This is a genomic window from Frigoribacterium sp. VKM Ac-2836, assembly GCF_013248995.1.
Lineage (GTDB): Bacteria > Actinomycetota > Actinomycetes > Actinomycetales > Microbacteriaceae > Frigoribacterium.
Genome location: NZ_JABRPK010000002.1, coordinates 362,457 through 384,196 on the forward strand (window position 1 = coordinate 362,457; position 21,740 = coordinate 384,196).

The 21,740-nt window shown below is 71.4% G+C and carries 20 protein-coding genes; 11 read left to right on the forward strand and 9 right to left on the reverse strand.

The features are described 5' to 3' along the window. Positions 1-396 precede the first annotated feature (396 nt). Entirely contained in the window at positions 397-1,803 is a 1,407-nt protein-coding gene (locus HRF36_RS08070; protein WP_371740083.1) for a carboxylesterase family protein, read from the reverse strand. A gap of 40 nt (positions 1,804-1,843) precedes the next feature. Here HRF36_RS08070 and HRF36_RS08075 point away from each other — a divergent pair, with 40 nt between their 5' ends. From HRF36_RS08075 to HRF36_RS08085, 3 genes are all read left to right on the forward strand, one after another. Continuing rightward, entirely contained in the window at positions 1,844-2,065 is a 222-nt protein-coding gene (locus tag HRF36_RS08075; RefSeq protein ID WP_173208770.1) for a DUF1653 domain-containing protein, read from the forward strand. Between the two features lie 103 nt (positions 2,066-2,168). After that, positions 2,169-3,422, forward strand: coding sequence for an AI-2E family transporter (locus tag HRF36_RS08080; protein ID WP_254281160.1), 1,254 nt, complete (start codon positions 2,169-2,171; stop codon positions 3,420-3,422). Positions 3,423-3,799: 377 nt separating this feature from the next. Beyond that, positions 3,800-4,693 (forward strand): phospholipase, encoded by an 894-nt coding sequence (locus HRF36_RS08085; RefSeq protein ID WP_254281161.1) that lies wholly within the window; start codon positions 3,800-3,802, stop codon positions 4,691-4,693. A 241-nt stretch (positions 4,694-4,934) separates the two neighbouring features. On the opposite strand, the gene HRF36_RS08090 is transcribed toward HRF36_RS08085, so the two are convergent. From HRF36_RS08090 to HRF36_RS08105, 4 genes are all read right to left on the reverse strand, one after another. Further along, on the reverse strand, positions 4,935-5,648 hold the full coding sequence (locus HRF36_RS08090) for an ATP-binding cassette domain-containing protein (protein WP_217271089.1): 714 nt from the start codon (positions 5,646-5,648) through the stop codon (positions 4,935-4,937). Between the two features lie 112 nt (positions 5,649-5,760). Next, entirely contained in the window at positions 5,761-7,863 is a 2,103-nt protein-coding gene (locus tag HRF36_RS08095) for a hypothetical protein (RefSeq protein ID WP_217271090.1), read from the reverse strand. A 100-nt stretch (positions 7,864-7,963) separates the two neighbouring features. Next, positions 7,964-8,350, reverse strand: coding sequence for a lactococcin 972 family bacteriocin (locus HRF36_RS08100; RefSeq protein WP_173208775.1), 387 nt, complete (start codon positions 8,348-8,350; stop codon positions 7,964-7,966). A gap of 185 nt (positions 8,351-8,535) precedes the next feature. Continuing rightward, positions 8,536-8,832, reverse strand: coding sequence for a hypothetical protein (locus tag HRF36_RS08105; RefSeq protein ID WP_173208777.1), 297 nt, complete (start codon positions 8,830-8,832; stop codon positions 8,536-8,538). Positions 8,833-8,945: 113 nt separating this feature from the next. On the opposite strand from HRF36_RS08105, the gene HRF36_RS08110 reads away from it, so the two are divergent. Next, complete coding sequence (locus HRF36_RS08110; RefSeq protein WP_173208779.1) at positions 8,946-9,800, forward strand: transglutaminase family protein; 855 nt, start codon at positions 8,946-8,948, stop codon at positions 9,798-9,800. 60 nt (positions 9,801-9,860) lie between these two features. Here the strand turns inward: HRF36_RS08110 and HRF36_RS08115 are convergent, their stop codons facing one another. Next, complete coding sequence (locus HRF36_RS08115) at positions 9,861-11,309, reverse strand: glucose-6-phosphate dehydrogenase (protein WP_173208781.1); 1,449 nt, start codon at positions 11,307-11,309, stop codon at positions 9,861-9,863. A 62-nt stretch (positions 11,310-11,371) separates the two neighbouring features. On the opposite strand from HRF36_RS08115, the gene HRF36_RS08120 reads away from it, so the two are divergent. Continuing rightward, complete coding sequence (locus HRF36_RS08120; protein ID WP_173208782.1) at positions 11,372-11,584, forward strand: hypothetical protein; 213 nt, start codon at positions 11,372-11,374, stop codon at positions 11,582-11,584. 103 nt (positions 11,585-11,687) lie between these two features. On the opposite strand, the gene HRF36_RS08125 is transcribed toward HRF36_RS08120, so the two are convergent. Both HRF36_RS08125 and HRF36_RS08130 read right to left on the reverse strand, forming a co-directional pair. Continuing rightward, positions 11,688-12,362, reverse strand: coding sequence for an SDR family oxidoreductase (locus HRF36_RS08125; protein WP_173208784.1), 675 nt, complete (start codon positions 12,360-12,362; stop codon positions 11,688-11,690). 16 nt (positions 12,363-12,378) lie between these two features. Beyond that, complete coding sequence (locus HRF36_RS08130) at positions 12,379-12,708, reverse strand: DUF3140 domain-containing protein (protein ID WP_173208786.1); 330 nt, start codon at positions 12,706-12,708, stop codon at positions 12,379-12,381. A gap of 54 nt (positions 12,709-12,762) precedes the next feature. Here HRF36_RS08130 and HRF36_RS08135 point away from each other — a divergent pair, with 54 nt between their 5' ends. After that, entirely contained in the window at positions 12,763-13,803 is a 1,041-nt protein-coding gene (locus HRF36_RS08135; RefSeq protein WP_173208788.1) for a glycosyl hydrolase family 18 protein, read from the forward strand. A 177-nt stretch (positions 13,804-13,980) separates the two neighbouring features. On the opposite strand, the gene HRF36_RS08140 is transcribed toward HRF36_RS08135, so the two are convergent. Beyond that, the gene (locus tag HRF36_RS08140) at positions 13,981-14,424 is read right to left on the reverse strand and encodes a hypothetical protein (protein ID WP_173208790.1); all 444 of its coding nucleotides are present in this window, start codon (positions 14,422-14,424) and stop codon (positions 13,981-13,983) included. Positions 14,425-14,602: 178 nt separating this feature from the next. Between HRF36_RS08140 and HRF36_RS08145 the strand changes: the two genes are divergently transcribed. The 5 genes from HRF36_RS08145 (at position 14,603) to HRF36_RS08165 (ending at position 21,631) form a co-directional block, all read left to right on the forward strand. Next, positions 14,603-15,226, forward strand: a complete 624-nt coding sequence (locus HRF36_RS08145; RefSeq protein ID WP_173208792.1) for a hypothetical protein — start codon at positions 14,603-14,605, stop codon at positions 15,224-15,226. 85 nt (positions 15,227-15,311) lie between these two features. Beyond that, positions 15,312-16,202 carry a hypothetical protein gene (locus tag HRF36_RS08150; protein WP_173208793.1) on the forward strand — a complete coding sequence of 297 codons (891 nt, stop codon included), beginning with the start codon at positions 15,312-15,314 and terminating at the stop codon, positions 16,200-16,202. Between the two features lie 445 nt (positions 16,203-16,647). Continuing rightward, positions 16,648-18,696, forward strand: a complete 2,049-nt coding sequence (locus HRF36_RS08155) for a glycosyltransferase family 2 protein (protein WP_254281162.1) — start codon at positions 16,648-16,650, stop codon at positions 18,694-18,696. Next, positions 18,693-19,424 carry an efflux RND transporter periplasmic adaptor subunit gene (locus HRF36_RS08160; RefSeq protein WP_173208795.1) on the forward strand — a complete coding sequence of 244 codons (732 nt, stop codon included), beginning with the start codon at positions 18,693-18,695 and terminating at the stop codon, positions 19,422-19,424. Before HRF36_RS08155 ends, HRF36_RS08160 begins: the two co-directional genes overlap by 4 nt. A 179-nt stretch (positions 19,425-19,603) precedes the next feature. Next, positions 19,604-21,631, forward strand: a complete 2,028-nt coding sequence (locus HRF36_RS08165) for a glycosyl hydrolase (RefSeq protein WP_173208797.1) — start codon at positions 19,604-19,606, stop codon at positions 21,629-21,631. Positions 21,632-21,740: the final 109 nt, after the last annotated feature.

Below are 21,740 nucleotides of genomic sequence, written 5' to 3' on the forward strand. Positions count from 1 at the left end.
CTGCGGCGGCGTCGGCGCATCGGGTCTGCCGTCGATCGTATTGTCGGGGTGGCGTCGGGCGCGAACACCGGGCCGTCCCTGGGGACGGATGGAGGCGCGGTGCGGCTGGGGAGGAACGGTCCGGCCCGCCTGAGCCGGGAGGACGTGACGAACCCGACCGTCGCCCGGCGGCGGGGCGTGCCGAACCCGACCGTCGCCCGGCGGCGGGGCGTGCCGAACCCGACAACGCCGAGCCGACACGCCGTCGCCGAGCGAAGGTGAGCGGCGTGTCGAGGGTCGACCGTCGCGATTTGCACAGCGCCGAGGACAGCGCCGAACACAGCGCCGAGTGCAGCGCCGTGCGTGGAGGGGGAGGGGGCAGGCGGGGCGGGGCGGCGGGCGCGGGGAGGCTCGTGGTCAGCGGCGGTGGACGACCAGGGTGTCGGCGAGACCGGCCGTGGCGTCGGCGGCGACGGTGCCGGTGCGGGCGAAGTCGGCCCAGACCTGACGCACCTTGCGGCCACGGCGGTCGACGTCCTCCCAGGCGGTGCTGCCGATCAGGCGGGTGTGTCCCCAGGCCTCACGACCGCCGAGCAGCAGTGGCAGCTCGGTGATGTGGGCCGCACCGAAAGCCGTGCCCTCGGGCTCCCAGGTGAACTCGAAGGTCGAGACGCGCCCACCGGCGGCCCGGTGCCGCTCGGCGAAGGCCCGACCGGCCCGGTGGTAGACCGCCCTCGTCGTGGCGTCGATCATCACCCGCCGGATGGCCCGGCCGACCACGGGCAGCCCGAACAGTCCCTGCAACAGTGGCGAGAACTCGGCGAAGACGGCGGTCTCGTCGGACGTGGCGCCGATCAGCAGGTCGATCTCGGGTGCGACCTCACGCCAGGCGGCGTCGGCGTCGGGCTCGGCCGGCAGCGGTGCCCGGCCGTACTGGACGCCGAAGGCCATGCCGCCACGCAGTCCGAAGCGCTTGGCCGCACGCTCGGCCACGGATTGCCCCGCGAGCAGTTCGTCGAGCGGGGCGTCCGCATGGAGCGTGCCCACCGCCTCCGTCATCGCCCTCACCATGCGACGGCGCCCCCGCACGATGCCGAGCGGTGCGCTCTGCACGATGGCCCGGGCGAACAGCCCCCGGGTGCCCTCGCTGATCATCAGGTGCGCGATCGCGTCACCGCCGGCCGACTGACCGAACAGGGTGATGCGCGAGGCGTCACCGCCGAACGCCTCGATCGTGTCGTGCACCCACCGGACCGCAGCGAGCTGGTCGAGCAGACCCAGGTTGGCGGGCACCTCCACGCCGTCGCCGAAGAACCCGAGCATGCCGAGCCGGTAGGTCACGGTGACGACGATCACCCTCTGCTCGGCGACCAGGGCGCGCGGGTCGTAGACCCGCAGATCACCCGCCCCCGACACGTACGAGCCGCCGTGGATCCACACCATCACCGGCACACGCTCGTCGGCCGGAAGGTCGGCGGGCAGGGTGATCGACAGACGGTGGCAATGCTCGTCGTCGACCATGCCGACGGCGGCTCCCTCGATCAGGGCGTCGAGCCCGGGTGACGCCACCTGCGGAGACGCGGGGGCGCGGTCGAACGCGAGCAACGGCGACGACCACGGGGTGACCGGACGCGGCGGCTCGAACCGGTCGGCCTCGGCGTAGGGCACGCCGAGCACCCGGACGACGTCGCCGTCGACTCGGCCCACGACCCGGCCCGAGGGGGTGTCGAACTCGCGTCTCGCGGCACGGTCGTCGGTGTCGACCACGGGCTCGCCCGGGGTGGTCGGCGTGCTGGCGGTCGATCGAGGAGCGTCCTGGGTCACCCGACCATCGTGCCCCTCCCGTCCCGTCTAGGCTCGCGGGATGACCGCCCCCACCCCTCCTGCGCCCGGGTTCTACCGCCACTTCAAGGGTGGGCGCTACGAGGTGCTCGGCACGGCTCGCCACAGCGAGACCGACGAACCCCTGGTCGTCTACCGTGCGCTCTACGGCGAGCAGGGGCTGTGGGTGCGGCCGCTCGCGGCCTGGTCCGAGCGCGTGCGGCGCGAGGGGCATGACGGCCCGAGGTTCGAGCCCGAGGCCTGACCGCCGACCCGCCCGACCCACCCGACCCACCCGGACGAGGAGGCGCGGGCCGGGTCAGCGAAGTCACAGCCGGTTGATAGCCGCGCGGCCGGACACTCGGCTCATGAAGTTCTCACGTCGCTCCCAGCGCCCCCAGGGTGCAGCCACAGACGGGGGCGCCACGGATGACGCGACCCGCGCCGCCGCACCGACCTCGGACACCGCCCTCGCGGGTGACCCGACCCGCGCCTCCTCGCCCGGAGCCGCGCCGCGCGGAGCCGCGCTGCCCGGAGCCGCGCTGCCCCCGGGCATGCTGATCGCAGGTGCCTGGGCCTGGCGTCTGCTCGCGGTCGCCGCCGCGCTCGCGGTGCTCTTCTGGTTGATCGCCACGCTCGAGGAGATCGTCGTCCCGCTGTTGATCGCGATCCTCGTGTCGGCGTTCCTCGTGCCGGTCGCGGGGTTCCTGCGCCGGCATCGCTGGCCGCGCTGGCTCGCCATCGTGGCGGCCCTGCTGGCCGGGGTGATCGTCGTCGGCGGGCTCGTGCTGCTCGCCGTGACGCAGATCCGTGCCGGGCTGCCGCAGATCGAGAGGCAGTCCGTGGCGCAGTACGACCAGCTGACGACCCTGCTGCAGGGGCCGCCGCTGAGCCTCACGAACGCCGACGTGAGCGGCTACCTCAAGGACGCCCAGAGCGCCCTGCAGACCGAGAGCAAGACGATCCTCAGCGGCGTGCTGTCGATCGGCACCGCCGCCGGCCACCTGCTGGCCGGAGGCCTGCTGACCCTCTTCGCGACGATCTTCCTGATGATCGACGGTCGGGGTGTGTGGGCCTGGACGGTCCGTCTGTTCCCGAAGGCGGCCCGCCCGGCCGTCGACGGGGCGGGGCAGGCGGGCTGGCACACGCTGACGTCGTTCGTCCGCGTGCAGATCGTCGTCGCCGCGGTCAACGCGGTCGGCATCGGCCTGATCGCGTTCTTCCTCGGACTGCCCCTCGCCGTGCCGATCGCGATCCTGGTGTTCCTGGCGTCGTTCATCCCCGTGGTCGGCGCGATCGTGACCGGGGCGCTCGCGGTGATCGTCGCCCTGGTCTTCGCCGGGCCGATCCAGGCGGTCGTCATGCTGGCCGGCGTGCTGGTCGTGCACCTGCTCGAAGCCCACGTGCTGCAGCCGTTGGTCATGGGGTCGGCCGTCCGGGTGCACCCGCTCGCGGTCGTCTTCGCCGTGGCGGGCGGGTCGTACGTGGCCGGCATCCCGGGTGCGCTCTTCGCCGTCCCGACGGTGGCCGTGCTCAACGTCATGGTCGAGTACGTGGCGACGGGGGCGTGGCGTCGATCGCGCGTCGCGGCCGACGTCGTCGAGGCGCCCGAGGCGTCGTGATGGCGGGCTGCTGACCCACCGGGCCCGCACCTCCTTCGCTGGGATGAGGGTCGCGCGGGTCGATGTCATCCGCTGGACCGATGCGCCGGACTGCGTGGTTCGACAGTCGACTGTGTGGTTCTACTCAGGAAGTGTCTGCATACTCGTCACTTCGCCCGGGCGCGTGCGCCCCTCCCGAACGAGCACCGACTCGATCGGGCAGCCGCGGCGGACGAGTCGGGGCCCCACGGCCTCGCGAGACCGACACCGACCTGTCACGGCCCCTCGCCCCGTTGCGTGGAGATCTGCCACCCGCGAGCGCTTCGAGCGTGCGGTGCGGCGCCGCCGTGTGCGCCCCGCCCGTCCGGAGGCGCGGGTCGGCCGAACACGAGGACCACATGACCCCCGAGAACACCCCTGCCACCGACGAGAACTCCGTGGTCACCGAGGCTCCCGCCACGCGCCGCTCGCTCGCAGCCGGCCGCCGTCGCTCCGCCCGCCGTCGACTGTCACTGATCGGTGGCGTCGCCGCGGTCGCTCTCGTCGCGGGCACCGGCTTCGCGGTCACCTCGATGTCGGCCGCCGGCGCGGACACCATCTCCGCCGAGCAGCATGCGTCCGACGTCAAGCAGCAGAAGGCCGACATCGCCACGTCGCTGGCACAGGCCAAGGCGCGCTCCACGATCCAGATCGCGAACCAGGTCGTGGCCTCGACCTCGGGCAGGACCGACGCCAGCGAGCTGCAGACTCAGGTCGCCTCGCTCGCGGACTACGAGAAGCTCGACGCCTCGACCCTGAACGCCCGTGTCGAGAAGACCGCGCTCTCGGCACAGACCGTCCAGACAGCCGCCGCCGAGGCCGACCGCCAGGCCGCTGCCGCTGCCGCCGCCGCCCAGGCAGCCGCCGAAGCCCAGGCCGCTGCCGAGGCGAAGGCCGCCGCCGAGGCAGCCGCTGCTGCCGAGGCCGCGCGTGCCGCCGCCGACAACTCGGTGGCCGGGGCCAAGGCCACGGCCCAGTCGCTCGCGTCGTCGCAGTACGGCTGGGGCAGCGACCAGTACTCGTGCCTCGTCTCGCTCTGGACCAAGGAGTCCGGCTGGAACTACAAGGCCTACAACCCCAGTGGCGCGACCGGCATCCCGCAGGCACTGCCCGGCAGCAAGATGGCCTCGGCAGGCAGCGACTGGGCGACGAGCGCCAAGACGCAGATCACCTGGGGCCTCGGCTACATCAAGTCGGTCTACGGCACGCCCTGCGGTGCCTGGTCGCACTCGCAGTCCGTCAACTGGTACTGACGGGAGCAGCCCGGGTCTCGGGTCGCACCACCTTCTGGACGTCGCACCACGAACCTTCGTGGTGCGACGTCCAGTTCGTGGTGCGACGGTGCGACGAAGGTGTGGCCGCTAGTTCTGCGGGGGGATGGTCTGCCGGTCGGTGGGTTTGTCGGTCGTGACGGGCATGGGGAGCGGGCTGGGGGTCTCGGGCGTCGACGACGGGCTGACGCTCGGGCTGACGGTCACCACGGGGTCGTCGTCGTCACCCCCGCAGGCCGTCAGCACTCCCAAGGCGAGGACCGTCGTCACGGCAGCCGCCCCCACACGAGCGGTCGTCGTCAGCAGCGTTCGCGTCGTCGTCGTCCCCATGTCGGGAGCCTACGCGCGGCCTGACGAAGGCCGTCGCGCCGTCGAGCTCGAGTACTCGTTCGCTCGCGGCGACCAGCCGCAGGTCGTGGGTTGCCACGATGACGACGGCGCCGTCGTCGGCCAGTTCGCGAAGCACGTCGAGGACCGTCTCGGCATTCGCGTCGTCGAGCGCCGCGGTGGGTTCGTCGGCGAGGACGACCCGGGGCTCGTGCAGGACGAGGCGGGCCAGAGCGACCCTCTGTTGCTCACCCCCACTCAACCGGGACACCTTCGTCGCTTCCACCCCCTCCAGGTCAATTCGTCGGAGGGCTGCGGATCGTCGCCCGGCCCGCTCCCGTGACGGGACCCTCTGGGCCGTGAGGGCGACGTCGAGGTTCTGGGCGACGGTCCAGCTGTCGACGAGGCCGTAGTCCTGGAAGAGGAACCCGACGACGTCGCGATGCAGACGTCGTCGTGCCCGACCTCGCGCACGGCTGAGTTCTGAGCCCTCGTAGGCGATCGACCCCGACGTCGTTGTCTCGAGCAGCCCCAGGCACTGCAGGAAGGTGGACTTCCCCACCCCGCTGGGGCCCACGATCGACGTCGTGGTCCCCGCGTCGAACGTCACGGTGACGTCTTTCCAGAGCTCTCGCCCCGAACGGGCCTTCGACAGATTCGTGACGACCAGAGGCGAACGCGGACTGCCGGATGACGGCGGGCCAGGGGTCGTGGAGGGGGCATCAGGACGCACCATGGTTGTCTCCTTCGGTCGGGCGCCGACCGGCTCTCCTGCCGGTCGACGAGGCTGTGCCCCGCGAGCGACCCTCACACCAGAGGGCCGTCGGCCAGGCCAAGAGGACGAAAGCTGCGGCGAGTGCCAGGCCGGCGGTGATCGCTCGTGCCATGACGATCTCGGGCGTGGTCATCTGCTGGGTGCTCAGGAGAGAGGCGAACGGCCCGGCGGCACCGAGCGCAGCGATGAGGATCATCATCCGGCCGTGACGACGGAACGGGCCGAGGCCGTGGATGCGTTGGACGGACAGAGAGCGGGCACGGGAGCGGACGGACGCCCAGACGAGGAGAAGGACCATCGCCGCAGCCAGCAGGGAGCAGAGCCACAGCGTGAGGAGAGACTGGTCTTTCCAGGCGCGCCATTGCGGCACGAGCGAACCGGTCTCGTCCCGGACCTCCGTGTGGGCGAACACGAGATCGCGGATGCCGTGTTCCTCGAGCGCTCTGTCGAGCTCGTCGTGCGATCCGATGTACAACTCGTCGCCCGTGCTCATGGCCGCCAGGTGATAGTCCACGCTGAGGACTCGCCGGCCCGAGGGGATGACGACCACGACGGGATCGACGAGTACGTCCTCGCCGGTATCCGTCCGCGGATAGGCCGTCAGGAGGGGAAGTTCGAGAGGGGAGCGATACGTCTGGACGGTCACGGCTGCGACGGGGACCCCGGCGAAGCAATCGGCGTCGGGGCAGGTGAATCGCGTCTCGACCTCGCGTTGGAATGCCACGAGATCTTTGACGCTGGACTCGAGAGCCCTGGCCTCGGGTGCCAGACCGAGGGGCACGAAGACCCGCACCCGGTCGTCGGTGTCGTCGAGGAATTCGTCGACCCCGCTCGTTGCCTGCGATGCCGCCTGCTGCAGGTAGGTGCTGGTGACCACCACGCAGTCGACCGGCAACGAGAGGCCCAGGCATCCGGGTTCGAGGTAGTCCAGCAGGAGGTGGCCGGTCGCCTCCTCGCTGGCGACGAAGCGGGACCAGCCGGGTGCCTCGCGGTCCACGACGGACTGCTCCGTCGCCCGCAAGGAGATGATCCGGGCCGATCGGTCGCGCCAGGAGTCGTGCTTCGCCGTGGCGGCGAGGAGGCCGGCGTCAGCTTCCGCCAGTGCCTCCGTCGCAGTGAGCATGGATGCCCCGATGGCCAGGAGGGCGGCGCCCGCGGCCACCCCGAGGATCGTCCTCGCGCGGCGGTCGCGCGGCCGCATCGCCGGTCGTGACCCGCCGTGGGTCACGAGGGCCGCGAGCGTGGTGATCGCGATCATGGTCCCTCCCGACAGCGCCGTGATCTGCGCCACGAGGAGACCGGTCGGGCCGATGGTCTGACGGGAGCCCCACGCGAGGGTGGCCGTCGCCAGCCAGCCGAGCCAGGTCGTCGCCCACAGGGCCACGACGAACGTCGCCGTCTTCGCGAGGTCGCCGCCCGACACCACGCAGCGGGAAAGCCCGTGGACGCGACGAGCGCGTCGTGAGTCGGCGGTCAGAGACCAGGCTGCCGCCGACGTCGCGAACAGGAAGGCGGCGACGGCGAGCACGAGGAGGGGCGGGACCACCGTGACGGCTTGCGCGGCCGTCGCTGCTGCATCGTTCCACACGACCTCCGCCGTGAATCCGTCACGGCGGAGGTCGTCAGCGGAGCGTTCGATGTCGCCGTCGGAACCGAAGACGGTCCACTGGCCGTAGACCGTGTCGACGCCGGCCTCGAGGACGCGGATCTGCGTCGACGCGAGACGGGTGCCGAAGTCGTCACCGTGCCCACCCGGTGTCAGGGCGTCGGGCGCACCGGGCTGGCCCGTGAAACCAGGGGAGAGGACGACGAGGCGTCGGACGCCGTCCGGGGTCGCATCGAAGGTCACGAGGGCTGCGGCCAGGTCGTTGCCCTCGAAGTCAGCGACCACGGCCGCAGGTTCGTTCTGGCCGCCTGGGCCCGACGTGATGTGGATCTGGGCGGGAGCCGACAGGGGAAACAGCTCTTCGGTCCTCTCGGCGATGAGGTGGGCGGCCACGACCGAGACCATCGACACGAGAACGAGGGAGGTCCGGAGGATCACGTGCATCGAGGATTCCTGACGGGGAGGTCGAGTGGTGGCGGTGGCGGTGGCGGTGGCGGTGGCGGGAGCGGTGGCGCGTCACGCGGCGTGGGACGCGCCACGCAGCTCAACTCGTGATGCGGTAGTACGCGTAATCCACTCGGTTCGGGGTGGCAGTGCCGTAGGCGTACGACCACTGGCCCGGGGGCGTGTTCCTGCTCTGCGTGATGCGGCCGGCGGCCGTCTTCACCGAGGACCTGTGCCACCTGCTGCGGTGGAAATAGTTCGAGTACAGGCGAGGCTTCGTGCCGTAGGTCCAGGACGACTCGACAACGAAGCCTCGGCTGCGGACGCTAGCGCTCGTCTCTCGCGTGCCGGACTGAACCGCCACCGAGCCGGACTCGACGACCGTCGACCCAGGAACGGACAGGGTCTCTGCGTTCGCCGCGGTGGTGCCGGTCACCAGCAGAGCGAAAGCGAGAGCGCCGGTGGCGAGAGGGGTGAGGAACTTCATGGGGTGCCTTTCCGGAGGGGCGAGCACGTGCTCGACCCACCCAGGAAAGCACCGATATGTGATCTGCACAATGCCAGACATCGACCTGTGGACAACCGTCTTCACGACATCCGGTGCGAGTGCGGTGCCCTGCACTCCCTGGTGGCGCCGCGGCGCCGTCGATCATCGACCTCGGCGCGCCTGCCTCAGACCGCGCCGACCAGCGTCCACGCCCCGCCGTCGCGTCGCGTGACCCGGCCCTGCACGACGTCGGCCAGTTCGCCCACGGTGGCCTCGACCACGGCTCCGATGCGGTGCGCGGGCTCGTCGGCGGCGCATTCGTACCGCACCACCAGTCGGGGTTCGCCCCGCACGAGCGTGATGTCGCTCGCCTCGACCGTGGTCAGCTCTGCGGCACTCGCCGCGGCCGCCGGCAGGACGGCGTCGGGTCGCACCCCGGGTCGCAGGGTGCCGACGGTGAGCGTGACGCGGTACGAGGGCATGGGCTCATCCAACCCGGCACCACCGACGTCACGCCGTGGTCCCAGCAGGGTCGCAGCGCCTTCACGGCACACCCCGAAACTTGCCCGACCCATGAACGTGCCACCCTCTCGTCATGAAGCGCACCGCGTCCGCCCGGCTCGAGTTCGACGTCGACGGCCCCGCAGAGTTCGTCCTGTCGATCGCCGTCTCGCGCGACCACGCCGCCGCGGCCCCCGGCACGCCCGGCGCCACCGGCGCCGCTGACCGTGCGGGCACGGCCCGCATCACCGAGGAGGCGCTGGCCGTCACCCAGCACGGCTCGCCCCTCGAGGTCCGCGAGCTGCACGACCACCACGGCACCCTCCTCCACCTGTGCGACGTCGGGGCCGGTCGGGTCACCGTGGACTACCGGGTCGTCGTCGACGGTCGCCTCGACGAGCCCGGCGTCGACGAGCTCGACCTCGTGCGGTACCGCCGTCCGAGCCGCTACTGCGAGTCCGACACCCTCAGCCCCACCGCCCGCGCCGAGTTCGGCGGGCTCGAGGGGCGCGAGCTGCTGGCCGCGGTCGCGACGTGGGTCGGATCTCACCTCGCCTACGTTCCCGGGGCCAGCGCCCCGACCGACGGCGCCGTGCAGACCCTGCTCGACCGGCAGGGCGTCTGCCGCGACTACGCCCACCTGGTGATCGCCCTGCTGCGCGGGCTGGACGTGCCCGCGCGGCTGGTCAGCGTCTACGCCCCGGGTCTGTCACCGATGGACTTCCACGCGGTGGCCGAGGCCTACGTCGACGGCGCCTGGCACGTGGTCGACGCCACCGGGCTGGCTCCCCGCCAGACGCTGCTGCGCATCGCGACCGGCCGGGACGCCTCCGACACCGCGTTCCTGTCGAGCCACGGCGGCCGGGTCACGGTCGCGGGAATGCAGGTCGGAGCCGTCGCCGACGTGTTGCCGCGCGACGACGTGAGCACCTTCGTCAGCCTCGGCTGACCGCCAGCCGGCACCGCGCCTCCTGCGCTCGGCTCGGCAGCCGTGAGACGGCCGCCCGGCTCAGTCCTCGCGGTGCGCCAGTTTCGCGCCCTCGCGGGCCCGAACGGCGGGTTCGTTCTGGTGCACGCCCGCCGGCCACGACTCGGGCCCGGCCGACCCCGCCGGGTACTCGTCGATGGCCACGTCACCGGCCTTCCAGGCCTCGACGACGGGCGCGACGATGCGCCAACCCTCCTCGGCGGAGTCGCCGCGCACCGACAGCGTCGGGTCGTCGTCGAGGATGCCCTCGAGCACCTCGCCGTAGGCCGTCAGGTCGGCCGCACCGAAGTCGGCGTGCAGGGAGGCGCGCGACAGGTCGTACGAGTCGCCCGGCCCGTTGACGTTCAGTTCGAGCGACATCTCGTCGGGCGAGATCGCGATGCGCAGGCGGTCGGGGGTGCCGCCGCCGACGAACTCCTTCGGGACGTGGGTCGGCGGGCGGAAGGTGATGACGATCTCGCGGCGACGCGATGCCAGGGCCTTGCCCGACCGCAGCAGGATCGGCACGCCCGCCCACCGCCAGTTGGCCACCTCGACGACGACCTCGGCCAGGGTCTCGGTCTCGAGCGACGGGTCGACGCCGTCCTCGTCGACGTAGGCGGGCAGGGTGCGGCCGTCGACCTTGCCCGTGCCGTACCGGGCGCGACGCGTGTTCGCGACGGCGTCGTCGTCCCAGACGTGGGTGGCGCGCAGCACGAGCTCCTTCTCGTCGCGCAGGTCGGCGGGGCCGAGCGTCGCGGGGGCGTTCATCGTCAGCACGGCCATGACCTGCAGCAGGTGGCTCTGGATCATGTCGACCATGGCACCGGCGTGGTCGTAGTAGCGGGCGCGGTTCTCGAGGCCGAGCTCTTCGTCGTAGACGATCTCGATGCTCTCGACGTGCTGGTTGTTGAGCATGGGCTCGATCAGGCGGTTCGCGAAGCGCAGACCGAGCAGGTTGAGCACGGTCGACCGGCCGAGGAAGTGGTCGACGCGGTGCACCTGGTCCTCGTGCACCAGCTTCAGCACCTCGTGGTTGAGCTTCTTCGCGCTGGCGAGGTCGGTACCGAACGGCTTCTCTAGCGCGAGGGACGTGCCCTCGGGCAGGTCGACCTTCCTCAGCGCGGCACAGGCCTTCTCGGTGATGGCGGGGGGCAGGGCGAAATAGATCGACGGAGGCGCGTCACAGGCCTCGACCAGGCTGCGGAGTCCGTCGACCCCGGTCACGTCGGCCGTGATGTACGTGGTCGACTCGAGTAGGGCGTCGACCGCGGGGCCGCTCGCGTGGACGCTGTCGAAAGACGTCTTCACGCGCTTCTTCCACTCGGCGTCGGTGTACTCCTCGACGCCGGCGCCGATCAGCTGCACGCGACGCGTCGGCTCGAGCGCCAGCAGCCCGCCCAGGCCGGGCATCAGGAGGCGCGCGGCGAGGTCCCCGCTCGCGCCGAGGATCAACAGGGTCGCCGGTTCGGGGGCCTTCTTCGCGCTCATGCCGTGCACGGTAGCGGGTCGGCCCCGGCCGTGCCCGGAGGAGGGCGGCGTAGCGTGCGGGCATGAGCGACCAGACCTACACCGCCCGCTTCGTCGGACACGACGAGACCACCACCGAAGAGCTCGACCTGATCGACGGCCTTCCGCAGAAGAGCGTCACCCGCCCCGGAGCCTCCGACGGCGAGGACCTCATGTGGGAGCTCGACGACGACGCCAGCGAGGGCGGCGAGTACGTCTACCGCTCCCTCGGCGTCTCGGGCCACGACTACAGCTGAGCCGGCTCGTGGGTCGCACCACCGGCTGAACGTCGCACCGCCGAAAGAGACGGTGCGACGTTCATTCCGTGGTGCGACTCGGCGTCGGGTCAGGCGGCGCGGGTCAGGCGCGGCGGGTGGGGCGCACCGACACGACCTCGGCGGTCGCCCCGTGGGGAAGGTCCACCACGAGCCGCACGGCGTCGGCGACCGACTCGGGCTCGAGGTAGAGCGACGCGTCGTACGTGCCGCCCTCGGCCGTGACCAGCTCGTGCTGCATGTCGGTGTCGACGCGGCCCGGGTGCACCGAGCTGACCCGGACGCCGTGGGGGCGTTCCTCTTCGCGCAGGGCGTCGGTCAGCGCCCGCAGGGCGAACTTGCTCGCCGCGTAGGTGCTGCCGTTCGGTCCGGCCGTGAACCCCGAGCCGCTGTTGATCGACACGACCGTGCCCTGGGCCGACCGCAGGGCGGGCAGGAGCTGACGGGTGACCTCGGCCACGGCGAACACGTTGACCTCGAAGACCCGCCGCCAGTCGTCGCGCTCGGTGTCGGCGATGGCGCGGCCGCCGATCACGCCGGCCGCGTGCACCAACACGTCGAGTTCGTCGAGCGGCGGTACCGTCAGGGCCGGTCCGGAGAGGTCGGCGGCCCACGCCGTCGCGGACGGGAGGTCGACGGTGATCGCTCGCAGCGCCTCCTCGTCCCGGCCGTGGACGATCACGTGGTGCGTACGGGCGAGGTCGCGGACGACGGCGAGGCCGATGCCCCGCGAGCCGCCGGTGACGAGTGCGGTCTTCATCGGCCCAGTCTGCCCGTCAGGCCAGCGGGTCGTGCCCCCAGTTCATGAGCGACCACCGCCACTTGGTGTCGGTGACGTCGCCCGAGGGGCGCTGTTTCGAGTGACGGGCCACGTAGCCGTGCACCTTCTCCATGTGCTGCCAGTCGGCGTCGGTCAGGTCGGCCTTCTTCTTCTCGAGGATGCGCACGATGTGCCGACCGCTCTCGTGCCCGACGGACTCGCCGCCGTCCTTCTGCCCGACGTCGCGCGACTCGTCGGTGTCGAGCCAGTCGCGCAGGGTCGAGGCCGTCATGTTCACGTCGTCGTGGAACTCGTCCCAGGTCCGCTGTCGTTCGTCGTCTGCCATGCGACGAGCCAAGCACGCCCCGCATCGCCGCGCCGGATCGGCGAAGATGGCACGGTGCGCACCCTGACCGCCGGCACCGCCGCCCTGCTGCTCGCCGCCTCGCTCGCCGTCACGCTCACCTCGTGCTCGGCCGACGGGATCAATCCGACGGTGGCCCCGCAGGCGAAGATCCCCGCCGGGCTCGCCGTCGAGGGGTACGCCATCGCCTCGCCCGACACGACCACGGCCGCCGTCGACGCGTTCGACCGCAGCGAGGCCGCGATCGACACCATCGGCGTCTCGGGTGTCGCGATCACGACCGGAGGGGGCGGCGTCGCCCCGAGCGACGAGTCCGCCAACGCCCTGCGCGAGGCCGCCCAGTCGGCCGGCAAGAAGGCCGAGCTGCTCGTCGTCAACGCCGATCAGGACGGGTTCAGCGGCGAGCTCGCGTCACAGCTGCTGTCGAGCCGGGCCAACCGCGAGTTCGTCGTGTCGGGCCTCACCGGAGAGGTCGTCAACGGCGGCTGGGACGGCGTCCAGATCGACTTCGAGTCGCTCTCGGCCGCGGACTCCGCAGGGCTGGTCGACTTCGCCGCCGAGCTGCGCGACGCCCTGCCCGACGATGCCACGATCTCGATGGCCGTCCAGCCCAGCACCGACCCGGCGGGGTACGACGACCTCGGCTACGACCTCGCCGCCCTGTCCGACTCGGTCGACCGTTTCGTGCTGATGGCCTACGACCAGCACGGCACCGGCTTCAGCGAACCCGGGCCCGTCGGCGGCCTGCCGTGGGTCGGCGAGGTGCTCGCCTCGGCGCTCGAACTCGTCCCGGCCGACCGCCTCGACCTCGGCGTGGCGGGGTACGGCTACCGCTGGACGGGTGAGGGCACCGCAGGAGGCGCGGTGTCGGTCGCCGAGGCTCGCACCGGGGCGCGGTCCACGGGTTCGTGGGACGCCGAGCAGGCCGAGTACACCGCGTCGCCCGACGACGGATCGACCCTCTGGTGGTCGGACGGCCGCTCGATCACGGCCCGAGCCGACCTGGCCGCGTCGAAGGGCCTGCACGGGGTCGCGATCTGGCAGGTGACGACGGGCGACCCGGTCCGCCGAGGCTGATGCCCGGGTGGTGGTCCTTGCCGGCGGCTGATCCGGTACCTGTCGGATCGTCGGGAATCGAGGGGCCGGGTGTCGGATTCGCTGATCCGGTACCTGTCGGATCGTCGGGAATCGAGGGGCCGGGTGTCGGATTCGCTGATCCGGTACGTACCGGATCAGCGCGAGAGGGGGCAGCCCTTACGGCGTGACGATGCCGATCGGGCCGGTCAGCTGGGGGATGTCGCGGTCGCTGAGCAGCCAGTGCTCGCCGCCACCGGTGATGAGCAACGCCAGCGGGCCCGGGCGGCAGACGACGAGCGCCCCGCCTTCTTGGTGCAGCACCCCGTCGAGCGCGCCACCGAGGTCGCGGTCGTCCTCGGAACCCGAGGCCGACAGGACGGCGCAACGGCCTTCGGCGCCCATGGCCTGCAGCAGTCGACGCATGCCCTCGGGGTCGCTGCGATCGGGGCCGAGCGGGTGGGCGACGGCCATGTCGACCCACTCGACCGAGCCGGTCAGGTCGGCGAGGGCCTGCTCTTCGGGCCCGGCCGGGTCGACGGCGAGGTCGTGCACGGACTGCTTGCGATCGGGCGCGGCGAAGGCCTCGAGTGCGGTGATGACGGATGGGGGGAGCGACGCCACGGGTGTTCTCCTGTCGAGGGGTTCCGACCATCCTCCCACCCGGGGTGCCCTCACAGGTCCGTCCACCGACGGAATCGCGATCGGGCGTCCGGGCGAGCCGCCGCACTACGCTGCCGGAGAGCCGCACGACGCGCGACCACGAACCGACCTGCCCACCCACGACGACGACGGAGCCACCGTGAGCGACGCCCCCGGCCAGCAGCCCTGGCAGAACCCCCAGAACCCCCAGAACCCCCAGAACCCGCAGCAGCCGCACCAGCAGCAGCCCTATCAGCAGCAGCCGCACCAGCAGCAGCCCTACCCCGGCCCCGGCGGGTACTCCGACCCGCTCAAGGGCACCAACCCCGGCGTCAGCACCTCGACCCCGTTCATCTGGGTGCTCGTCCTGCTACCCCTCGTGCAGCTGATCGGTCTGGCCTTCTGGGACATCCCGGACTACCTCGAGCGCACCGCCACGATCACTCCGGGCGTCTACCAGTCGCCGTTCACCCCGGGCTACCTGGCCTACATGGGCATCGGCCTGCTCGTCTACGCGCTCACGGTCGTCTTCGCCTGGCTCGACCACCGGGCCCTGGTCGCACGGGGGATCGTCAAGCCGTTCCCGTGGCCCTGGGCCTTCCTCACGGTCGTCTACGTCATCGGACGCTCGGTCGTCGTGAAGCGCCGCACCGGCGGCGGCCTCGCCCCGCTCTGGCTCTTCGTCGCCGTGTACCTGATCACGATCGTCGTCGCGTTCTCGGTCTTCATCTCGGCCTTCGCCGAGTTCGTGCAGACGATTCCGTCGCTCCCGACGTCGCCGTAGTCGGCGACGCGAGGCACAGGAGGCGCGGGCCGACCGAGCAGGCCGGCCCGCGCCTCCTGCGTCCCCCTGCTGCGAGGATGGACCCGTGACCTCCTCCACCGCACCCCGCCTCGGCCTGCTGCTCGACGTCGACGGCCCGATCGCCAGCCCCGTGACCCGCAGCATCGCGCTGCCCGGGATCACCCGTGACCTCGTCGCGCTCGCCGCTCTCGGCGTCCCGATCGTGTTCAACACCGGGCGGTCGGACGCGTTCATCCGCGACGAGGTCGTCCGCCCGCTGCTCGCCGCCGGACTGCCCGCGGGGTCCCGCGTGCACGGCGTCTGCGAGAAGGGCGCCGTCTGGTTCACGATCGGTCCCGAGCACGGCGCCGACGGCATCGGCCCGATCGAGGTCGACTCGACGCTCGCGATGCCCGCCGACTTCGGCACCGAGATGCAGGCGCTCGTCGCCGACGAGTTCTCGGACCTGGTCTTCTACGACACGACCAAGCACGCCATGGTCTCGATCGAGCAGCTCACGAGTGTCGAGTCGTCGACGTACCTCGCCCGGCAGCGAGACCTCGACGAGAAGGCGATGAAGGCGCTGGTCCGCCGCGGGTTCGGCGTGCGCCGTCTCGACGACGTCCGGCCCGACGCGTCCGGCGACGTGCAGTGGCGGGTCGACCCGACGATCATCTCGACCGACATCGAGTCGGTGCGGCTCGGTAAAGACCTGGGAGCCGAGCGGGCTCTCGAACTGCTGGCGGCCGACGGCGAGCCCCCGCTCGCCTGGCGCACGGTGGGCGACTCGCGGAGCGACTACGCCATGGCGGACTGGCTGCACGCGCAGGGCCACACGGTCGCCCACGTGGACGTCCGACCCGCCGACGGCGTTCCCGCGACGCCGTACCCGGTCCTGACGAGCGCCACGGGCGCGATCCACGACGAGGCCGGCGCCGAGTTCCTGGCCGGGTGGCTGGCCGACCTCACCGCCTGAGCCCCGGACGCGCCCGAGCCCCCGGATGCGCCCGAGGGTCGGACGCGTCGACGTGCCCCCCGGACGGGGTGAGACGGGTGAGCGTCAGCCGGCAACGGGTGTCACCTACCCGCTGTCCAGGCGGGCTGTGACCCGTTCGAGGGGGCGTACCCCCCGAACGGGTGTCGCGAAGAGGCTCGATCGACCCTGTACTGTTTCGTCACGTCCCCGGAACGGTCCCCCGAAAGGCCCACACCGGAGACCAGCCCGTCGATCGAGTGGCCCGAACCGCTCGCAGTCGCCGGACCCGAATCGGGAGTCCCTGGCTCCCACCCGACCGCCGTTCACCCCGGTGCGTCACCTCGAAGTCGCCGCTGTCGCCGACGCCCCTCCGGACGTCCGACGGTGGTTCTTGCCGCCGCCGGCGTCCGGTCGTCTCTCAGACCCGAACCCGGAGAGAACCCGCATGTCCCGAACCATGCGCGTCCGCGACAGCGACGCCGAAATCCGACCCGACACCGGTGCACCCGGCACCGGACCCGCCCTGGACGTGGCACCTCGCTCGCGCAGCGAACTGAGGCGCCTGGCACAGGACGACGAGGCGCGCGGGCCGCGCGCACGCCCCTCGACACGCCTGACGAGCGACCATCACGCCTCGGTCGTCTCGCGCACCGAGGGGCGTGCCCACTCGCCGTTCATGGTGTTGCTCGTGCTCGCCTGCACCATGGGCATCCTGCTCTACGGCCAGTTCTTGTTGAACCCCGCGAACCGCGGCGACCTGCTGCCCTACGTCGCGGTGATCATCGCCGAGGCCGTCCTGGTGCTGCAGGCCCTGCTGGCCATGTGGACGATCCTCTCGGGCGGCCAGAACCCCCGCGACTTCGACTTCCACTCGACGCAGGACACGCTCTACGACGAGGACGCCATCGACCGGCTCGGCGTCCGCGACCAGCCGCACCTGTGGCCGATCGTCGTCGACGGCAAGACCGTGGTCGTGGACGTCTTCGTGACGGTCTACGGCGAGGAGCTCTCGAAGATCGCGATGACGGTACAGGCCGCCGTCGCGTTGCAGGGCGCGCACCGCACCTGGGTGCTGGACGACGGTCGCAGCGACGAGGTCAAGGAACTCGCCGCGACGCTCGGTGCCCGGTACATCCGCCGGTTGACCAGCAACGGCGCCAAGGCCGGCAACGTCAACTACGCCCTGTCGGTGGCCAAGGGCGACTACTTCGCCATCTTCGACGCGGACTTCGTGCCCAAGCCGATGTTCCTGCACGAGACCGTGCCCTTCTTCATCGACGAGAAGGTCGCCTTCGTGCAGACCCCGCAGTCGTACGGCAACCTGGTCAGCATCGTCAGCCGGGGTGCCGGCTACATGCAGGCCGTCTTCTACCGCTACATCCAGCCCGGTCGCAACCGGTTCAACGCGGCGTTCTGCGTCGGCACCAACGTGATCTTCCGGCGTGCGGCGATCGACGAGGTCGGCGGCATCGACACCGACTCGAAGTCCGAGGACGTCTGGACGAGCCTGTTCCTGCACGAGGCCGGCTGGCGGTCGATCTACATCCCGATGACCCTCGCCATCGGCGACGCCCCCGAGACCATCGAGGCGTACAGCAAACAGCAGCTGCGCTGGGCGACCGGCGGCTTCGAGATCCTCTTCCGGCACAACCCGCTGAGCCCCCGCCGCACCCTGACGATGGACCAGCGCTTCCAGTACACGTTGACGGCGACCCACTACCTCACCGGCATCGCCCCGTTGCTGCTGATCATGGTGCCGCCGATGGAGATCTTCTTCGACCTGCGCCCGATGAACCTGCACATCTCGGTGCTGCAGTGGCTGCTCTTCTACTCGGGCTTCTACCTGCTGCAGATCGCGCTGGCCTTCTTCACCCTCGGATCGTTCCGCTGGGAGGTGCTCATGCTCGCCTCCGTCTCGTTCCCGATCTACGTCAAGGCCCTCTGGAACGTCCTGAGCGGCAAGGACACCGCGTGGCACGTCACCGGAGGAGGCAAGGCGGCGAGCCCGTTCAACGTGCTCGGGCCCCAGGTGCTGTTCTGGCTCTTCCTGTCGCTCACCTCGCTCGTGGCGATCTGGCGCGACTGGGACAACCGCGTGCTCACCCTCGCCACGGTCTGGAACCTCATCAACACCGCCGTGCTGTCCGCGTTCCTGCTGGCGGCCCTGCGTGAGGCCAAGGCGATCAAGCGTGCCTCCCGCTCGGGCTCGAGCGCTCGCACGACCATGGCCGGGCCCGTGACGACCGGTCCCGTCGCCACCCAGGCGCTGCGGACCCAGGTCGCTCGCCCCCTGCCCCGCAGCCACGACGAGTTCCTCGAACTGTCGGTCGAGCAACGCGTCGAGCAACGGCGCCGAGACAACGAACGACGTCACCTGCTCGAGGCCGAGCTGGCGGTCGTGGACGGCCGCCACACCGATGCGACGCTCCACGACGACGCGACCCCCCGAACCGACCGACACGACACGAACGACCGAGAGAAGGTGGTCTCATGACCTGGGGAAACAGGATCAAGATGACCGTGGGCATCCTCGTGGTGATCGCCCTCGTGGCCGTCTTCACCGTCATCTTCACGCAGCGACAGGCGCAGGTCATCAGCACCAGCGCGGCCATCGCGAGCCAGGACTTCTCGGTCGGAACGGACTACAGCGGCACGGTGACGTCCACCGACGCCGAGGTCGGCGACCGGGTCTCGAAGGGCGACGTCCTCTTCTCGCTGCAGAGCCCCTCGCTGCAGAAGGACCTCGCGGACGACGTGGTCGTCCCCGACACGGACGCCTACACGGTGGCCGACGACGGCACGATCACCTTCATGGCCACGGTCGACGGCACGCTGTCGCAGCTCGACGTCCGTGAGGGTGGGTTCCTCGGTTCGGGTACGACCGTCGCGACCATCGAGAAGGCCGACACGCTCTTCGTGGACGCCGACTTCACGCTCACGCCCCGTGACTACGAGCGCATCCAGGACGGCGCGATCGTCGACGTCATGCTGCCGAACCAGCAGGTCGTCGAGGGCAGCGTCGACCTGGTCAGCGTCGAGACCAAGGACGGCGCGGCCGCGGCCACCGTCCGCGTCGTCAGCGACGGGCTGAGCGAGGGGGCCTACAACGGCCTGGTCGCGAGCGGCACACCGGTCGAGGCGACCATGCACCTCCGTGACGACGGCATCCTCGCCGGACCGGTGGACACCATGCAGGACTTCCTGCGCCAGATCGGGGTCTGACGATCCACGGCGCAGCGAGAAAGACGGCGGGTCGGCCCGACCGACGGGATCGTTCGGGATCCCCGATCGGTTCCGGGTCGGCCCGTCACCCCCAGGAGGCGCGGGTCGGCACCCGACCCGCCCCGCGCCTCCTGACCCTCCGGCGGCTCGTCGCCGGTGCCGCCCTCGGCACGGCCGGCGTGCTCGTGCTGGCCGGCTGCACCGGCGGCTCGGCGACGGACGGTGACTCCGACACCACGGGCCGCCCCGACGCCGCGGGCGACGTGTTCCCGGCCTCGCAGGTCGACCCGCTGGTCGCCGCCCTGCCCCAGGAGTCGGTCGGCGCCGCGCCGACCATGCGCCTCGCCGACGGACTCGTCCCCCCGACCAACACCTGGTTCTCGGGACTCGTCTTCGGCGACGAGCCGATGCCGGTCTTCCCGTTCCCGATCTCGTTCCAGCTGACCGCCGACGGTCTCGCCGCGGGCCTGCCCGCACCGGTGGCCTCGGAGAAGGCCGTCGTCGCCCCCGCCCGGTCGGACGTCACCCTCGACGTCGGCGCGACGGCCACCGAGGTCAGCTCCTACGACAAGGTCTCGGTGACCGTCGCCCACCTCGACGGCGGCACGGTGCTCGGCCACACGACCGTCGCCGAAGGATCGCCTCTCGTGTCGTACACGGCCGCGACCGCGCAGACCGACACTCTCGGTGCCGCCGTGGAGGCCGTGAGCGACGGCCGGGGCACGCTCTCCGTCGGCAGCACCACGTGGGGCGTCGCCGTCACGGGCGGGAGCCTCGACGGCACGGCCGTCCGGCTCGACCAGGGCGGCTCGGTCGTGCTCGTGCCGGTGCCCGACGGCGCCACCGATGACCAGGTGCGGACGGTGCTCGACGCGGCCGCCTCGCCGCTGGCGTCGGTGACCACCGCGCACCGCGCCTCCGGGTCCGGTTCGACGGCCGTGTCGACCACCGAGCTCGGGTACGAGACGGCCGCCGGGGGAGACACCCTGCTCGTGTCGGCACCCCACATGGGCGACTCGGCCACCGACGGCGGCACCGGGCTGAGCTACACGACCGTGTACGGCAGCGCTCCGCTGTCGATCGGAACGGCGTTGTCGTTCGACGCGCCGGTCACCGCGGCCTCCGCGGACCTCGACCTCTCGGGCCTGAGCGACGACGAGAAGGATCGGCTCGGCGACCAGGTCGTCGCCGACGTCGCCGCCACGGAGGCGCCCGCGGCCGACACCTACTTCGGCGGCAAGGCGCTCTACCGTTCGGCCATGCTGCTGCAGCTCGCCGAGCAGCTCGGCGACGACGCGTCGGCCGACACCCTGCGCACCTCTCTCGTCGACCGGCTCGACACCTGGACCGACCCCTCGGGCTGCGAGGTGCGCGACCAGGAGTGCTTCGTGTACGACCCCGCGGTGAAGGGCGTCGTCGGCAAGGTGGCCTCGTTCGGCTCGGACGAGTTCAACGACCACCACTTCCACTACGGCTACTTCCTGTACGCCGCCGGCGTGGTCGCGGCCGACGACCCCGAGCTGGCCGAGCGCTGGCGGCCGGTCATGGACCTGCTCGCGGCCGACATCGCCTCGGGTGCCCACAACCAGGCGTTCCCCGATCAGCGGGCGTTCGACCCGTACTGGTCGCACAGCTGGGCCTCGGGCTACTCGCCGTTCGCCGACGGCAACAACCAGGAGTCGTCGTCCGAGGCGGTCAACGCCTACGCCGGCCTGTCGCTCTGGGCGAAGGCGTCGGGTGACGACGCGCTGGCCGACCAGGCGTCGTGGATGCTGAGCAGCGAGGCCTCGTCGGCCCTGGCCTACATGCTGTCCCCCGACCTGAGCGCCCCGCAGTTCGCCGGGTACGACCACGAGATCGTGTCGCTGACCTGGGGTGGCAAGCGCGACTACGGCACCTGGTTCTCGGCCGAGCCGTCGGCCATCGCTGGCATCCAGCTGATCCCGCTCGACCCGACCTCGGTCTCGTACCTGACGTCGTCGGCGGCGGGCGGGGCCGAGCAGATCGCCCGGGTGGTCGACGAGGCCGGCGCCTCGGGCCCCGACGGGCCCCTGGGCGACTACGTGCTGATGTACTCGGCGCTGCAGGGGCCCGACCAGGCCGCGGCGGCCCTGACGGCGCTCGCCGACCTGCCCGAGTCGGGCATCGGCGACGGCAACTCGCGGGCCTACGCGATGGCGTACGTCCTGAGCGCCGGGTCGCGGTAGGGCCGAGCGCAGGAGGCGCGGGTCACCGCAGGAGGCGCGGGTCGGTTTAAGCGAGAGCCTAAGATCCGCATGTGGTTTTTCGAAAGTTTTCACTTACCCTGGCATTTCA

Excerpts from the sequence above, each read along its gene's own strand:
- HRF36_RS08075 (WP_173208770.1), top strand. The coding sequence starts at position 1,844 with ATGACCGCCCCCACCCCTCCTGCGCCCGGGTTCTACCGCCACTTCAAG.
- HRF36_RS08080 (WP_254281160.1), top strand. The coding sequence starts at position 2,169 with ATGAAGTTCTCACGTCGCTCCCAGCGCCCCCAGGGTGCAGCCACAGAC.
- HRF36_RS08085 (WP_254281161.1), top strand. The coding sequence starts at position 3,800 with ATGACCCCCGAGAACACCCCTGCCACCGACGAGAACTCCGTGGTCACC.
- HRF36_RS08095 (WP_217271090.1), bottom strand. The coding sequence starts at position 7,863 with ATGCACGTGATCCTCCGGACCTCCCTCGTTCTCGTGTCGATGGTCTCG.
- HRF36_RS08100 (WP_173208775.1), bottom strand. The coding sequence starts at position 8,350 with ATGAAGTTCCTCACCCCTCTCGCCACCGGCGCTCTCGCTTTCGCTCTG.
- HRF36_RS08105 (WP_173208777.1), bottom strand. The coding sequence starts at position 8,832 with ATGCCCTCGTACCGCGTCACGCTCACCGTCGGCACCCTGCGACCCGGG.
- HRF36_RS08110 (WP_173208779.1), top strand. The coding sequence starts at position 8,946 with ATGAAGCGCACCGCGTCCGCCCGGCTCGAGTTCGACGTCGACGGCCCC.
- HRF36_RS08115 (WP_173208781.1), bottom strand. The coding sequence starts at position 11,309 with ATGAGCGCGAAGAAGGCCCCCGAACCGGCGACCCTGTTGATCCTCGGC.
- HRF36_RS08120 (WP_173208782.1), top strand. The coding sequence starts at position 11,372 with ATGAGCGACCAGACCTACACCGCCCGCTTCGTCGGACACGACGAGACC.
- HRF36_RS08125 (WP_173208784.1), bottom strand. The coding sequence starts at position 12,362 with ATGAAGACCGCACTCGTCACCGGCGGCTCGCGGGGCATCGGCCTCGCC.
- HRF36_RS08130 (WP_173208786.1), bottom strand. The coding sequence starts at position 12,708 with ATGGCAGACGACGAACGACAGCGGACCTGGGACGAGTTCCACGACGAC.
- HRF36_RS08155 (WP_254281162.1), top strand. The coding sequence starts at position 16,648 with ATGTCCCGAACCATGCGCGTCCGCGACAGCGACGCCGAAATCCGACCC.
- HRF36_RS08160 (WP_173208795.1), top strand. The coding sequence starts at position 18,693 with ATGACCTGGGGAAACAGGATCAAGATGACCGTGGGCATCCTCGTGGTG.